The organism is Dawidia cretensis (assembly GCF_018598175.1).
In the GTDB taxonomy this organism is placed as follows: domain Bacteria; phylum Bacteroidota; class Bacteroidia; order Cytophagales; family Cyclobacteriaceae; genus Ohtaekwangia; species Ohtaekwangia cretensis.
Genome location: NZ_JAHESE010000026.1, coordinates 43,723 through 59,219, shown reverse-complemented (window position 1 = coordinate 59,219; position 15,497 = coordinate 43,723). Strand labels below are relative to the sequence as shown.

Annotated in this window: 9 protein-coding genes; 4 read left to right on the top strand and 5 right to left on the bottom strand. The window is 51.3% G+C overall.

What is annotated here, in order from left to right; all coding sequences use genetic code 11:
- Nucleotides 1-8: 8 nt before the first annotated feature.
- The 4 genes from KK062_RS21300 to KK062_RS21285 all read right to left on the bottom strand — a co-directional run bounded on the left by KK062_RS21300 (nucleotide 9) and on the right by KK062_RS21285 (nucleotide 9,037).
- Nucleotides 9-2,387 carry a T9SS type B sorting domain-containing protein gene (locus KK062_RS21300; protein WP_254086375.1) on the bottom strand — a complete coding sequence of 793 codons (2,379 nt, stop codon included), beginning with the start codon at nucleotides 2,385-2,387 and terminating at the stop codon, nucleotides 9-11.
- 29 nt (nucleotides 2,388-2,416) lie between these two features.
- A complete protein-coding gene (locus KK062_RS21295) occupies nucleotides 2,417-4,288 on the bottom strand; it encodes a RagB/SusD family nutrient uptake outer membrane protein (protein WP_254086374.1) in 1,872 nt (623 codons plus the stop codon).
- A gap of 11 nt (nucleotides 4,289-4,299) precedes the next feature.
- Nucleotides 4,300-7,758 carry a TonB-dependent receptor gene (locus KK062_RS21290; protein ID WP_254086373.1) on the bottom strand — a complete coding sequence of 1,153 codons (3,459 nt, stop codon included), beginning with the start codon at nucleotides 7,756-7,758 and terminating at the stop codon, nucleotides 4,300-4,302.
- Nucleotides 7,759-7,933: 175 nt separating this feature from the next.
- Nucleotides 7,934-9,037 carry a FecR family protein gene (locus KK062_RS21285; protein ID WP_254086372.1) on the bottom strand — a complete coding sequence of 368 codons (1,104 nt, stop codon included), beginning with the start codon at nucleotides 9,035-9,037 and terminating at the stop codon, nucleotides 7,934-7,936.
- A 297-nt stretch (nucleotides 9,038-9,334) separates the two neighbouring features.
- Here KK062_RS21285 and KK062_RS21280 point away from each other — a divergent pair, with 297 nt between their 5' ends.
- From KK062_RS21280 to KK062_RS21265, 4 genes are all read left to right on the top strand, one after another.
- Nucleotides 9,335-9,937 (top strand): RNA polymerase sigma factor, encoded by a 603-nt coding sequence (locus tag KK062_RS21280; protein WP_254086371.1) that lies wholly within the window; start codon nucleotides 9,335-9,337, stop codon nucleotides 9,935-9,937.
- Between the two features lie 81 nt (nucleotides 9,938-10,018).
- The gene (locus tag KK062_RS21275; RefSeq protein ID WP_254086370.1) at nucleotides 10,019-11,455 is read left to right on the top strand and encodes an aminotransferase-like domain-containing protein; all 1,437 of its coding nucleotides are present in this window, start codon (nucleotides 10,019-10,021) and stop codon (nucleotides 11,453-11,455) included.
- Nucleotides 11,456-11,773: 318 nt separating this feature from the next.
- Nucleotides 11,774-13,462, top strand: coding sequence for a S8 family peptidase (locus KK062_RS21270; protein ID WP_254086369.1), 1,689 nt, complete (start codon nucleotides 11,774-11,776; stop codon nucleotides 13,460-13,462).
- Between the two features lie 236 nt (nucleotides 13,463-13,698).
- A complete protein-coding gene (locus KK062_RS21265) occupies nucleotides 13,699-14,616 on the top strand; it encodes an aspartyl protease family protein (protein ID WP_254086368.1) in 918 nt (305 codons plus the stop codon).
- A 23-nt stretch (nucleotides 14,617-14,639) separates the two neighbouring features.
- Here the strand turns inward: KK062_RS21265 and KK062_RS21260 are convergent, their stop codons facing one another.
- A complete protein-coding gene (locus KK062_RS21260; protein ID WP_254086367.1) occupies nucleotides 14,640-15,473 on the bottom strand; it encodes a sugar phosphate isomerase/epimerase family protein in 834 nt (277 codons plus the stop codon).
- Nucleotides 15,474-15,497: the final 24 nt, after the last annotated feature.

Sequence of the window (15,497 nt, the reverse complement as noted above, 5' to 3'; positions counted from 1 at the left end):
GATAGTCTTTATTTATCGTAGCGAATGATAGTAAGAGAACCTTTGAGTGGCTTGATGCCCGCACCCGGCTCGACGACATAGTAGTATACACCATTGGCCAGCGGCGAACCCTGATAGGTGCCCGTCCAGTCGTTGGTATAGTCTTCCATGTTAAATACCTGCTTTCCCGCGCGATCGTATACGCTGACTTGGTTGCCCGGAAAGATGTGGATGTTCCATACCACCCAGGTGTCATTCTTGCCGTCCTGGTCCGGGGTGAGAATGTTAGTAGGATCCAGGGCGTAGGTACCTTCTATGCCCACGAAGAACGAGGCGTCACGTTCACAGCCTTCGGCGTTGCTGCCGGTTACGACGTAGGTATAACCCTGCGTCGGGCGTACGGTCAGCTCATCGGTCGAAGATCCGGCGATGATACCAGGGCCTTCTTCCCAAATATATTGCTCGGCGCCCGTAGCCTTCAGTTGTATCGTCGTGCCCCGCGCCAGCGGTAAATTTGTATCGAGACTAACAGCGACCGGCAGGGGATCAAAGATCACTTTCACGTTATACACTACTGTGTCGACACCGCTATTGCCCGTGCCACCGTCATCCTTAATCTGTACTTTCATAATAACGGTCGCGGCATCGGCTTCGGGGTTGAGTTTAAAGGTTAGTGTAGCCTTTCCATCGACGATTTCCGTTACAGCCGGTACTTTTTCAAATACCTCCCGGCCATCAGCTTCAATCGTAACAGACAGGGCCACTTGCTGATCTTCATCCCCCTCACCCGGGGTGATGCCCGTCAGCGAAATAACATGGTCCACCGACGCATTACACGTCGTGATATCCGCAATCGGGTCGAGGGTCGGCGCAATATTCTGTCCTGGCATGGTGACGGCGGTGATTGCCGAGTAGATGGTGGCATTGTTTGTACCATACAGCGTGCGGATACGATAGTAGTATGTCAGCCCCCCTTTGCGTCCCGTGTCGGTAAACGATGTCGCGTCCACGGCTGCCGTGTCAATCGACAAAAAATCGGTGCCGTTGTCCGAGCGAAAGATTTCATAGCCCGTTTCATTCGCAGCCGCATCTTCCCAGGTGATCTCGGCTACTCGTTTCGAGAGTGCCGTGACCGCTATGTTTTGCGGCAGTGGGGGCGCATTCGGATCAACACCCCATAACTCCCACTCCGTAATCTGGCCCGGTATACCGGTGCTGCCGTTGTTGTCTGTCACACGTATCTGATAATATGTATACTGCACGGGCGTCGGCACCACGAAGGTTGCTGTTTGACTACGGGCCGCAAATAAAAAATTGGTACGTATATCGACCATGGTCCAGTCGGCGCCATTGTCAGAGCCTTCCAACACCCAATTTTTCGGATCACGTTCCGCAGCATCACCGCCCGAGGTTAGTGTATATTTCGTCAGCAGCGTATTCCCACCAGTGGTCGACTGATACCGAACCCAATAGGGCACTGCATAGTCATCAGGTATGAGATATTTTGAAGCCAAGTTGTTATCGATCAGCTTAAGGCCATTTTCGTCTGTATTATCGTTATCAAATTGCACCGTCAACACACCGCCATCGTCCGTCAGATCGATCAGCGCTCCTGTCGGCCCCAGCGTGGTAATATTAACGGGAGGTGTATAGGCAGAGCCACCAAAAGCATTTATGCCCCGGATCCGATAGTAATATGTAGAGCCGGCTACAACGCCCGCGTCTGTATACCGGGTTGCGTTCGCGGCCACTGCACCGACTTTTACAAAATCCACTCCGTTCTCCGAACGCTCAATCTCAAAACCGCTCTCGGTAGCAGCGTTGTCAGTCCATGTGAGGATCGCTTCCTGGCCACCGGTGGTTACGACGGTAACGTTAGACGGTGCGTCGGGAGGATTGGAACCTGCAAGGCTCCATTCGGCAAGTTGAAATATAGTCGAGTTAGGATTATATAGCGCTGAGATCTTTAAACGGTAATAGGTATAGTTTGTGTTATTCGAAAATGTATAGGTTTTCGTCATGCCACGGTCCTTAAAATCCTCGCCCGTACGTGTATCCAGTACTATCCAGTCAGCGTCATTATCAGAACCACTGTCAGAACCTTCAAATGTCCAGTCTTTTGGATCGCGGCCCTGAGCGTCATTACCCGACGTCAAGGCATATTGGGCGGCTGCCGCCGGCGTATTGCATTTCCACTTGACCCACAAAGGGGCGTTTTGCCGGGCCAGGTATTTCGTTGCCGTATTTTTATCAACAAGCTTTTCAATAAGCTCGCCCGGAGGATTGCCATCATACTGCGCGGACACCGTCCCGCCTTGTGCAATGATATCCTGTGCCTGTAGCCTGGTGGTCGACACGACCGTTCCCGCACAGATCAAGGATGTGATAAAGTATAATAATCTTCTCATGATAGGTTATTTTGATGTGGGAGGTCTGCTTAGTTTGCAGACCAACCTGTATTCTGTACCAATAGATTATTAATCAAGGTTTCGTCCAGCGGGATCGGGAACAAGTAGTGTTTCTTTTCAAACACGCGAGTCTCGAAACGCACGACGTTGTAGAAATTTGGTGGATCTGAGTTGATGTCCAATCCGTACTGCGGTCCATTGTCGGTTTCCTCCGCGATCTTCCAGCGGCGTGTGTCAAACCAGCGCACGCTCTCAAAAGCAAACTCTACGCGACGTTCTTTGCGGATCGCCTCCCGCATTTCTTCTTGCGATGCCGGTACCGGAACATCCACCTCATCGCCGTATCCCGGTATGCCTGCACGCTCACGAATCCTGTTGAGATAATTCAGAATGTCGGGGTTGCCGGGGTCGTATTCGTTCAATGCCTCGGCATAGTTCAGGTATACATTGGCCAGGCGGTATAGTACCAGGGCGCGTCCACCTACTCCACGGTCGCCTACAATCATGTTTTTGCGCGCAATGTATCCGGTAGGACTAAAATCCCACTGGCTTTGGCTGGAGCCTGAGTTACCCGTCTTGCGTGTATAGGTTATCAACCCCGCTGTATTGGGGTTGAGCCATGCGCGGCCATCGTAGGTAATGCCCACATAAAAACGGGGCTCGCGGTTTACCCACTGATTATAGACGGTACGGGATTGAGAGTCGTCGGGGGCACGGAAGGCGCTTGTGCCCGTGGTCTGATAACCAGACGCCGGGTTCACGATCGGTGTCCCGTCGGGATTGTAGCCTGTCACCGGACTGGTGCCATTCGCCATGAAGTACGCATCAACCATTTGCTGCGTCACGCCCAGGCCGCCACCTCCGCGGCTCACGTCCAATGCACCGGCATGGTAGGGTGTCATATCGTATTGACGCGTCGTCACGTCGCTGCCCGGACGGCCGAAAATCCACTCTGTGTTCCAACTATCCAACATTACGTCGCGACAAGACAGGAAGGCGCTAAAATTTCCACCCGAATCATTTTTGCGATACAGGTCGTGGTACTGGGGCACAAACTCACTGATATAGGCCTTTGCTGCTTCCGCAGCGCGTTGCCATTTCGCGGGTGAATATTCCTGGCTGATCAGTTGTTTGCCGTCCGCGTTCTTCAAGTCGGCGTAGTCGCCATTGCCGTTAAACAACGGGCTGGCAGCCATCAGCAGTACTTCCTGCCTCATAGCCAGCATAACGCTGCGCGTCATACGGCCATAGGCCGAAGAACCGGCAGGCGCATTGGGCAGCGACAAGGCGGCGGCTTCCATTTCACTTACCACATACTCTACGCACTCGTCAAACGAAGCGCGTGGCAGCACTACTTCTTCGAGACCAGCATCGGGCGCAATCACTTCGTCACCCAACAGAATGACGGGACCAAACATGCGAATCAGGTAAAAGTAATACAGTGCGCGAAGGCCACGTGCTTCCGCTTTGTATTGATTCACGAGTGGCTCACGGCACGGCACGCACTTGTCTACATTTGCCATGAAATAGGTTGCGTTACGAATGCCCTGGTAGTAGCGACTCCAAAAAGTCTCTACCCAATCGCTGCTGGCGTTCCAGTTGCCCGTATTTATTTCGTTGGGCGTGCCACTCCACGGAGCATACTCCGCTTCATCGGATCCGCCCGTCCAGGGCCCTGAGTTGCCATAGCCATTTCCAGTGGTTACAAATCGTTGCGCCATTTCATCCGGAACGTTGGCATAGATATTCGCCAGAAACATTTCGGTGTTATTCTTATTGATAAAAACGTCGTCTTCTGTGAGGCGGTCATCCGGCACCTGATCCAGGAATCCTTCTTCGCAAGAACATACGCTCCATACCATGATCACTGCCAGGCAGTGCTTTGCTATTGTCAGTTTCATATAGGCGTGAATTAGAGTGAAACATTAACACCGATCGAGATGGTCCGTACGTTCGGATATGTGGTCCCATTGCCGGTGTTAAGCTCGGGGTCCCACATTTTGAATTTGCTAAAGGTTAGCAGGTTCACCCCCATCACGTAAAAGCGCGTGTTGGTAATGCCGATGGAACGTAACATTTCAGAGCGCAGGGTGTATCCTATCTCCGCGGTCTTCAAGCGGAGGAAGCTCATATCACGTACCCACCACGAGCTCGTCTGGGTGTTGTTAGAATATTCCGTGCCATAGGCCAGGCGTGGATAGGTGACATCCTGCGAAGGGTTTTCTTCGGTCCACCGATCCGTGGCCAGTGCATATACGTTCCCTGCACCGGCTCCTCCCGAAAAGGGCATCACCGCCATGCCATTAATGTTGCGATCGGCCTGCGCTGTACCTTGAAAGAACGCACCCGCATCAAATCCTTTCCAGTATGTGGTAAACCCAAAACCATAGGTCATACGCGGCACGTCGCCGATACCAATTTTCACCTGGTCCAGGTTGTTGATGAGATTATCACCGTTCATATCCTTGTACTTAATGTCGCCGGGGCGTACGGGTCCAAAGTTCTGTACCGCGTGATTGTCGATGTCTTCCTGGCTTTCAAAGAGACCTTCTGCCTGAAAGCCCCAGTAGGCCAATACATTCGAACCACGCTTCTCCAACCAGGAATAAGGCTGTGCGGGTTGGTCGTTTTCAATTACTTCATCCCGGTTGTAATTGAAGTTGCCGCGCAGCGACCACGTTGTTTCGCCGAGCTTTAGGTCCGTGATGGCCAGGGCTATGTCAATACCTTTGTTATCTACTACACCCAGGTTACCCCAGGGCAGGTTGTAGAGGCCTATATAATCGGGCACAACCCCGCGTCTCAGGAAAATGTCAGTACGGTGCTCTTTCCAGAGATCCACCGTAAGGGAAAGTTTCTCCTGCCATGTGCGGATGTCAATACCGAGGTTGGTCTTGCGCGCTTTCGCCCATCCTACATCTACGCCGTAGTCTTGAATCTCGATACCGCCAACGCCACTGGTGTTGCCCGGTGTTCCGTACGTATAGCCCGGTTTGTCTTCGTTGTCAAGAATGGTGAGGTAGCCAAAGCGACGGCCACCGCCCGAAATACCGACAAGACCGTCGGAGAAACGAACCTTCAGGAAGGGAACTGCGTTGCGAATGGGCTCATAGAAAGCTTCTTCTGAAATAAGCCATCCGACGGCATACGATGGAAAGAAACCGAAGCGGCGGTCGGGCGCAAAATTTTCCGAACCGTTGTATCCGCCATTCAATTCTACGAAATAACGATCCATGAACGAGTAGGTGATCCGACCTGCCAAGCCCCGCGTACGAAAGGGAATGGAGTTGGTGAAGTTGTCGTCTTCCGAGTCGGTCGGCACTACGTTTGTGTAGTCGGACTGGTTGTACAACAGCATGCCGGTAACGACGTGTTTGCCAAAAGTGCGATTGTAATTCAGGGCCGACTCGGTATAGTAGCGGCGATTGCCCGCGGTAATTCGATTATACTCCAGCGTGTTGTTGTTCGACGTGTAGGTCAGGTTGAGATTAAGCGATCCATCCGGATTGCGCGGGTCGTTTGGATCCACAAAGTAGGTATCCTTTCTCTTCTTACGTTCGATATCGTGCCGGTTCCAGGCGTCAAAACTAAACATCGTGGTAAAGCTCAGTCCCGGTGCGATGGCCTTCAGGTCTTGCGTGAGCCGCACATTAGAGAATATCTGGTTGCGAAAATTGTTGCGATACCCCCGTTGCGTGATGTCGGCATACGGGTTACGGAAATCACCGTTGGTCTCACGCCCCGGCACGAGGCCGCCCGGATACATGATCGGGTATGCCACCGGAGAGGTATACATGATCTGCTGGAAAACGTCCTCCGACTTTTCGCCGGGATAGTTTGCTTCCGAAATATACCCTTGCACCCCAAGCATCAGCTTTGTCGTACGACTCAGCTCAAAATCGAGGTTACTGGTAAAGTTATAACGGGTAAAGCTGGTGGTGGAATTATACTGCTCCAGACCTTCGGTCTTAAAGAAGCCTTCTTCATTGTAGTAGCCCAGCGAGATGTAATACGTCGCACGGTCGTTGCCACCGTGGGCATTCAGGTTTATCTTTCGGTTCCTCGCAGTATTGTTAAACACGGCATCGTACCAGTCTACGTTGGGATATACATACGGGTCTTCGCCCAGCACGGTGCCGTCAATCTGCTCCTGGCTAAACTTCGGCACATCACCACGGGTGGTCAGCGCTTCGTTGGTGAGCCGCATAAACGTAGGGCCATCCGCCAGTTCGGGCACACGGGTAAAGCTGGTAACACCTTGCGAGTAGTTAAAGTCGATTTTCGTCTTGCCGATCTTGCCCGATTTGGTCTTGATCAGGATCACGCCGTTGGCACCGCGCATACCGTATACGGCCGTTGCGGAAGCGTCTTTCAAAATATTAAAAGACTCTACGTCTTCGGGGTCTATGTTGTCGAGGCTTCGTTCGACGCCATCGATGAGGATCAGCGGGGACACACCGCCATAGTCGGGCCAGCTGGAAATACCGCGGATCCAAATATTAGCACCGTCGCGGCCCGGCTCACCTGAGCGCTGCACCTGTACAACGCCTGCTACGCGGCCGGCCAGCATTGTACCGATGTTGGCTACCGGTTGTTTGAGCTCGTCTACCTTTACTTCGGCATTCGCACCCACGACGCTAATCTTACGTTGTTCACCAAATCCTACCACCACCACTTCGCCCAGCGAGGTAATGTCTGACGCCAACTGCACGTTGACCGTGGTTTGACTGCCAATCGCAATTTCTTGCTTGGTATAACCAATGAAAGAGACCACCAGCACACCCGTAGAGGCCATGTCGTCGGGCACGCTAATAGAGTATTCGCCGTTGGCATCCGTGGTTGTGCCCAGGATGGTGCCTTTCAGCAAAATGCTCACGCCCGGCAGCGGTTCGTTGGTGTCGTCGGTCACGCGGCCTTTTATCGTAAACTGCAGCAGTTTCCATTCATTTTCATCGATACTGGAATGATCACCGGGTTCCTCTTTGGCCGGCGCCAGCTCCTCTGCCGGCACCAACGGGTTGCGGTACAGTAAAATATAATCGTTGATCAATTTATATTGAATGGCGCTGGGCTTCAGGATCTCGTCCAGTACCGCACTGAGCTTGCGGTCGGTAACGTTGAGCGAGATTTTCTTTTCGACTTCGACAATAGAAGGGCTGTAAACAAACTTCACCTCTGTCATCTTCTGAATTTGGAGCAAAACTTGCTCCATACGAGTCTGATATAAGGAGATGGAAATCGGTTTATCGAGTATTTGGGCCTCAACATCGCCGGCCAGCGCACTGCAGGTGAAGCCCGCTGCCAGTACAAGCTGGATAATAGATATTCTCATTGTTGTCTTTAGTAAAGCAACAATTCGCTTCTTTTTCATAAATTAGAAAGTTTTGTTCTTGATGTGATAAGTCCGGACAAAACACTACCCTGGGTAGTTAAAAGCTGGCGATGTCCCCACATTGCCGGCTTTCTTTTTTTGCTATCAGGTTGGATTCTTGTATTGATCTTTCTGCATAGGGTTGGGTTAGGGTTTGTAATAGGATTTTCGTCGCTTAGCAGCCGTTGCCCGTGATGAGGATCTTCGCGTCACGTATGACGTATGAAGCCCCAATGGACTGGCAGATCAATGCTAAGCGTATGTATAAGTCGTCCGTTTTCGATAGATCGCCCGTAAACGTGCACTGGTTTATGCGCGCGTTCTGCGTAACGATCTCGATGCCATAGGCAGAGGATAGATTTTTCAGCACCAGCGCCAGCGATGCCGCGCGAAAAACGCTGGCCTTTACATTGTCCACCGCCAGGGGCAGCGGTTTTTCCACCAGCGTCATCACCATCTCTTCCGTCTCACGTTGATACACCGCGCGATGGTTGGGCGTCAGCATTATTTCTTTGCCCGCGGGCATAAACCGCTGCAACAGATTTTTGTCCTCCTCGTTCTGCACCACACGCACCTTGCCGGTCATCACCACCACTTCGCTGGTCTGCACTGTGTTGTCGGCGCGCACCCTAAAGCTGGTACCCACCACTTCGGTCACAAGCGTTTTACTATAAACAAAGAAGGGTCGTGACCGGTCTTTCGTTACTTCAAAGAAGGCTTCGCCCGTGAGGTATACTTCGCGTTTGGTGGGAGAGAACTGTGTGGGATAGATCAGGTGAGCGCCGGGTTGCAATGTCACGTGCGTGCTGTCGTACAGCACTATTTGCCGTTGCGTAGTGCCTTCGTTTATTTCTTCGAATACGCTGTTTGCAGCATTCTTCGCCATGAATTGATGCTCCGCTGCCGGTGCTATCATCGTCGTCCATAGTATAGTATAGCCTGCTGCCAGCAGGATCGCGACGGCGGCCGCGGCGGCCAGCCACCAGCGTTTTGTGGACGCTGCGCGTTGTATCGGCACCACCTTTGTTTCGGAATGGTCTTCTGAAAGGATGCGTTCTACGATCTGTTGTGCGCGATCGTAAGCATTGTTGGCAAGCAAAACATCATCGTGTACAACGGAATCAGTCTGCATCTCGGCACGCATTTGTTGAGCGATGCCTTGCTTGATCTGCTCTTCAAACTGTCCCGTCGAGAGCAGCTGCATGAGCTCAAGTCGCTCAGATTCTGAGGCCTTATTTTCCAGGTAACGTTCGAGCAAAAGGGTAAAACGACTTGCCATGCAGACAAAAGATTTATTGGTTTTAGGTTTATTTATCAAGTCAAAATATGCCAAACACGGAATTTGGCACATTTTAATACTAAGAGTCTTTTGGGAAGGGGGTAGGACTATTGGGGGCTGAAATATTTTTTGGAAAGCGCCAAAACGTTTCCTTGTAACAACTTTACAACAGGAATAGAGTCGTAACGATTGTTATGATGTAGTGTGTTGTGGTTTATTGAAATGAATCAAAATTTAATTTAATGTTTTGCTTTAGTTAAGCGAATCGTTTAAATATGTATTCTTTCGTTAAACCTAATGCCTACAACTCAATCCATTTCATATCATGAAAATGAGGTGCTAGCATTGCTGGCGCAGGGAAACGAAGCGGCGTTCCGGCAACTGTACGATCGGCATTGGCCTGCGATATATAAGGTGGCCTATCGTTATCTTCACTCGGCTGCTCTGGCCGAAGACATTGTACAAGAGATCTTTTCAAAGCTTTGGCAAAAACGCACGGAGTTCACGGAAGTGCAGCACCTGCATGTTTATCTCGTGACTATGACGCGCAACATGGCCTACAAGCATTTAAAGAAGCTTGCTACGGAAGCTGTTGCGAATTATGAATTCGCGAAAAAGGAGACTCCCTCTATTAATGCGGGCGAGACCGCGGTATTGGATAAACAGTACGAAGCTTTGTTAGAACAAGCGGTCGATCTTTTGCCACCACAACGGAAGCACATTTTTCAATTGGCGAAGGTCGAGGGGCTGAGTCATGAGGCTATTGCTGAGCGGTTGCAGATTTCGCCCAATACTGTAAAAAACCAAATGGTGGCTGCGTTGCAATTTATCAGGCATCGGCTGCAGCATCATATTTCTTCAGTTATGTTGTTGGCGGTAGTAGATGAGCTGACGCGCTAGCTCAAAAAACAGTTTCCATTTTAGCAATTTAGCCCATATCAGTTTAACTTGAGGCTTGCAGACATTACGTCCACGCATGCTATGGAAAATACTGTATTAAAGCCCGATCATAAATACGCGGAAGTCGCTGAGCGCATCGAGTCGCTTATTGAAAAGAAAGTGCTGAAGATGGGAGATAAGCTTCTGTCGGTACGAGCGTTGAGCAAAGAGCAGGGGATTAGTCTGAGCACGGCCTTTCAGGCGTATTACTTTCTGGAGAGCAAAGGTCTTATCGAGGCGCGGCCGCAGTCGGGTTATTATGTTAAACATTCGCACGAGCATGCGTTGGAGCTGCCCAGTGTGTGTGATCCGGTAGACGATGCTTTGCCTGTCAGCGTTGATGACATGATCCGGCAGGTATATTCCGATCTCAACGCAAAAGGTATTGTTAATTTTTCTGTTGCTACTCCTTCTATTAAGCTGCTGCCGGTGGCCAAGCTGGCCAAGGCTACGATGCAGGCTATTCGCGACTCTCCGGCGGGCTGTTTGAATTATGAGAATGTGCAAGGCAACGCGGCGCTGCGTAAACAGATCGCCCGCCAGGCCTTCAACTGGGGTGGTACGCCCAGCGAAGACGATATTGTTGTAACCGCTGGTGCTGTCGAGGCGATGTCACTTTGTGTGAAGGCCATTACCAAGCCCGGCGATACGGTGGCCATTGAAACGCCGACCTACTACGCCATCTTCCAGGTGATGGAAAGTCACGGGTTAAAGGTGGTTGAGATTCCGGCCGACCCCACAGTGGGCATCGACATCGATTACCTGGAACAGGCCATCCCTCGTTTTGATATCAAAGCTTGTTTGTTCGTCAGCACCTTCAACAACCCTTTGGGTAGCTGCATGCCCGACGATCGCAAGAAGAAGCTCGTGGATATGTTGGCGAAGAAAGATATTCCGTTGGTGGAAGACGACATCTATGGTGAGATGTATTTTGGTAAGACGCGTCCGAGGACCTGTAAGTCGTTCGATCGCAAAGGACTGGTCCTATATTGCTCGTCGTTTTCCAAATCGCTCGCGCCCGGCTATCGCATCGGCTGGACCATACCGGGTAAGTTTAAAGCGCAGGTCATGCGGTTGAAACGTATGCACTCCGTGTCGACCAATACGCTTACGCAGGCGGCACTGGCCAACTTTCTGAGCAACGGTCGGTATGAGCTACACCTGCGGCACTTGCGCAAAGCACTGCACACTCAGTCGCTGCGTTACCAGCAGGCGGTGGCTGAATACTTTCCGGAGGATACACGCGTTACGCGACCGACCGGTGGCTTTACGTTGTGGTTGGAGATGAACAAAAAAGTGGATGCTTACAAGCTGCACCGCAAGGCGCTGAAATACAACATTGGTATTGCGCCCGGTCCCATTTTTTCTACACAGGGCCGATTTGAAAATTGCTTCCGCCTGAGCTACGGCGAATTGTGGACGGAAAGCGTAGAAGAAGGAATTAAAACACTCGGAAAACTAGTCCGCGAATGGAAATAACCGCGCCAGACGCGGAAAGATCCGGGCCAATCCAGGCCACTGTACGTCGTTATTCAATTTGCCGACGCAGAGGAAAAAAACGGTAAAAAACGCGGCTATAGATGTAAATACTAATGTCATAAGCGTAGCGGTTTCCTGATAACAAAGGTGCAATATTATCTGTTGCGACGCTTAATTGTCTCCTCTGGAGAGTCACCGACGTAAGATCGGCCCGCGATTTGCCAGATTTCAAAAAAACAACCCGCGCGTATAAAGGGCTCCGGATTTAAACCATAACTCATTATCTTGCGCGCTTGTTGACTTGAAAACCAACGATTTATGATAAGAAGAAACGCAGGGGTGGTAGTTGCGGCAATTATGACCCTCACAACCCATTGGGCTGCTGCCTTTCAGGCAGAAAACCAAGATCAGGACACAATAACGACACCTTCCGACTGGTTCTTACGCGACCCGCAAGACGACCACGTGCAGGGTGTCAGCGCCGAAAAGGCTTATAACACACTCCTGAAAGGAAAACCTTCCAAAACAGTACTGGTAGCGGTTATCGATTCGGGGATCGATGTTGACCACGAAGATCTGAAAGATATTATCTGGACCAACGAGGACGAAATTCCCGGCAACGGCATCGATGATGATAAAAACGGTTACATCGACGACGTTCACGGCTGGAACTTCATCGGCGGCAAAAGCGGAAACGTGAACGAAGACACGTATGAAGTAACCCGCGAATACAAGCGTCTCAAGCCTAAGTATGAAACCATAGAGGAGGCTAAGGTGGGCAAAAAAGACAAAGCTGAATATGAGTACTGGAAGCGTGTGAAATTCAAATACGAGCGCGACTTCAAGGCCAACAAAGATCAGTACGACGAATACAACGGCCAGTACATGATGTATAGCAGCGCCATGAAAAATCTCACCTTCTGCGATAGCATTCTTTCGCGCAGCGTCGGTAAGCCCCTGAGCAAATCTACGCTGGAAGCCATCAACCCCACCAGTGACACGCTTCGTCAAGCCAAGACCATCCTGGTGGAAGTGCTCGGTTCCATTGATGAAGACATCCAGGTGAGCGAGTTCCTCGAAGGTCTGCAACGCTATGTAGACATGCTCAAAGAAGCCGTCGACCATTTCGGCACTGCCGTAAACTACGGTTACAACCTCGATTTCAACTCGCGCACGGTGGTGGGCGATGATGCAAAGAACCTGACCGAAAAGAATTATGGCAACAACGACGTAGCCGGCCCTGATCCGAAACACGGCACGCACGTAGCCGGTATCATCGGCGCCAACCGCAAGAACGACATCGGCGTAAAAGGCATTGCCGACAACGTTCGCATCATGTCCGTACGCGCCGTACCCAACGGTGACGAGCGTGACAAAGATGTAGCCAACGCTATTATCTATGCGACCGACAACGGCGCGAAGATCATTAACATGAGCTTTGGCAAAGCTTTCTCGCCGAACAAAGAGCTGGTGGATAAAGCGGTGAAATACGCGGTATCGAAAGGTGTTTTGCTGGTACACGCTGCAGGCAACGACGGCGACAATACGGACATGGAATCTAATTTTCCCAACCGCAAATTCCTGAAAGGCGGCGAAGCCAAGACCTGGCTGGAGATCGGTGCTTCTTCGTGGGGAGCAGACTCGAACTTCGTAGGCTCATTCTCCAACTACGGCAAGAAGTCTGTCGACCTGTTCTCACCCGGTGTGCAGATCTATTCTACTACACCCGACAACACGTATGAGAACCTGCAAGGTACCAGCATGGCCAGCCCCGCCGCCGCCGGCGTAGCGGCAGTACTCCTCTCCTACTTCCCTGACCTGTCGGCCGCACAGTTAAAAGACATCCTGCGCCAGTCAACCCGCAAGTTTGACGGTTTGAAAGTAATCAAGCCCGGCACGCACGACGAGGTGCCGTTCAGCGACCTTAGCAACACGGGTGGCCTGGTCAATGTATACGAAGCGGTGAAGCTGGCCTCCACCATCAAGACCCAGCCCAAGAGCAAGTAATTTATAGTATAAATGTTATAACAAAGAGGCATCTCCGAACGGGGGTGCCTCTTTTGTTTGTACCACGAAGCACGGGATAGAATTAAGGTATATTTACCCTCCTGCCTACCGACTTCTGGTGTAACCCTTTCTTCGCGCAGCGCAGCAGAGCTTTCGGGGTGATCTAAAAATCAGCCTTCCCGCGTGTTTCGCCGCCTATAGCATAACGGTAGCTTCATACCCTAATCACACTGGGTATGGCCACATTTTACCGGATCATTGTCGCAAGCGTGCTCTTGTTGAGCGCACCATGTTTTGCCCTTCACACACCGACCGAGGCAGGTTTTTATCTTCCCTCACATCTGCAGGAAACCAAGTTTAAGTATACAGTCATCAATAATCTTATCGTACTGCCCGTACGCATCAACGATTCCATACAGGTCAATCTCATCCTGGATACCGGCTGTCGCAACCTGGTACTCTTTGGCAAAAAGTTTGGCAAGTTGTTTCACACGGAGTCGGGCCGTACGGTAGAATTCTCCGGGCTTGGCTCCGGCCGTACGGTACAGGGTAAACTCTCGCTTGGCAACAAAGTATCGATCGATGCCGTGTTGGGAAACCGCATTCCCGTCGTGATTATTCCGGAGCAAAATCTCTTCAGCGAGTATCCCAATGTGCACGGGGTGATTGGCTATGACCTGTTTATCAAATTTGAAGTAGAGCTGCATCCCGGCAAGCAAGAGATTACGCTACGCCCCGCCGCCACGGCCTCGCTGCCCGCGGGCTATCAGCATGTGCCGATCGAGGTCACCGACTCCCGCCCGCTGATCCAAGCCACGGTTTTTCTCCAAAAGCAGGAGAATGGCCAGGCTTGTAACCTCATGATCGATACGGGCTCTGCGCGCGGATTGTTATTAAAGACCACCGACCTGCGCAGTTATCGCAAAGGCCCTTCGCGGACACTAGGCCGCGGGTTTAATGGTCTGATCAGAGGGTATGAAACATTCTCCCATAAATTGCTTTTGGCAACCCTGGAGATGAATAATTTATCTACCGGTATTATTTATGCACAGTGGCAGAACTATGCTTCGGTAGGCATGGAGGTACTCAAAGATTACAAGCTCGTATTAAACTATTGCAAAGGGTATGCGGGCTTTAAGAGCCTCCATGTGTAGCGCGCAGGGAGAAGACACGGTTTTTATTTCAGTGTCTTTAGATATGCCAGGCTCTTGGGAATCTGTTGCTCAGCTTTAGGCGATTCGTCTTCAATAAAAAAGTGCTGGATGCCCATCGCTTTTGCCTCCTTCATCACGGCGGCAATACCGACATCGCCCTGGCCCAACACGACGTTGGTCTCGTCGGGGGCTTTGCCGTCGTTGCTGTTGGGGGTGCCGCGCTTGCGGTCTTTCAGGTGGAGCAGTACCCAACGGGTGGAATATTTCTTGAGCAACGCGACCGGGTCCTGCCCGGCTTGTTTGATCCAAAACACATCCATCTCAAAGTATACATACCGCGAGTCAAGCGCGTCAACCATGTAGTCGAACACCGTGCCCGACTCGTAGGGTTGAAATTCATATCCATGCGGATGGTAACATAACAACAAACCGTTGCGGGCCATGACCTTGCCAGCCTCGTTAAAGACAGAAGCAGCATAGTTTACGTCGTCCGAGTCGAACATATCGCCGAAAGGTATCCAGGCGCATACTACGAACTTCGCGCCATAGGCGCGCGCCTCATCCGCCACCAATTGGGGCGACTTGGCCAGACGCTCAAAGTCGGCGCCAAAGCTGATCACTTGTAACTTGTGTTTGGCGATCAGCTTGATCATCTCGGGAAACTCCAGCCCATAAGTGCCTGCCATTTCTACTTCGCGAATGCCCATAGCCTCCACTTTGGCCATGGTGCCGGGCACATCTTTCGCGAACTGATCGCGTAAACTGTACAATTGTAAGCCAATCTCCTGGGCGTTGAGCCGGGATAGGGAAATAAGAAGTATGACTAAAAAGCAGATACTTTTCAGAGAGGGTTGCATAGCAGACGGTTCCGGACATGAAGG

Excerpts from the sequence above, each read along its gene's own strand:
- KK062_RS21300 (WP_254086375.1), bottom strand. The coding sequence starts at position 2,387 with ATGAGAAGATTATTATACTTTATCACATCCTTGATCTGTGCGGGAACG.
- KK062_RS21295 (WP_254086374.1), bottom strand. The coding sequence starts at position 4,288 with ATGAAACTGACAATAGCAAAGCACTGCCTGGCAGTGATCATGGTATGG.
- KK062_RS21290 (WP_254086373.1), bottom strand. The coding sequence starts at position 7,758 with ATGAAAAAGAAGCGAATTGTTGCTTTACTAAAGACAACAATGAGAATA.
- KK062_RS21285 (WP_254086372.1), bottom strand. The coding sequence starts at position 9,037 with ATGGCAAGTCGTTTTACCCTTTTGCTCGAACGTTACCTGGAAAATAAG.
- KK062_RS21280 (WP_254086371.1), top strand. The coding sequence starts at position 9,335 with ATGCCTACAACTCAATCCATTTCATATCATGAAAATGAGGTGCTAGCA.
- KK062_RS21275 (WP_254086370.1), top strand. The coding sequence starts at position 10,019 with ATGGAAAATACTGTATTAAAGCCCGATCATAAATACGCGGAAGTCGCT.
- KK062_RS21270 (WP_254086369.1), top strand. The coding sequence starts at position 11,774 with ATGATAAGAAGAAACGCAGGGGTGGTAGTTGCGGCAATTATGACCCTC.
- KK062_RS21265 (WP_254086368.1), top strand. The coding sequence starts at position 13,699 with ATGGCCACATTTTACCGGATCATTGTCGCAAGCGTGCTCTTGTTGAGC.
- KK062_RS21260 (WP_254086367.1), bottom strand. The coding sequence starts at position 15,473 with ATGCAACCCTCTCTGAAAAGTATCTGCTTTTTAGTCATACTTCTTATT.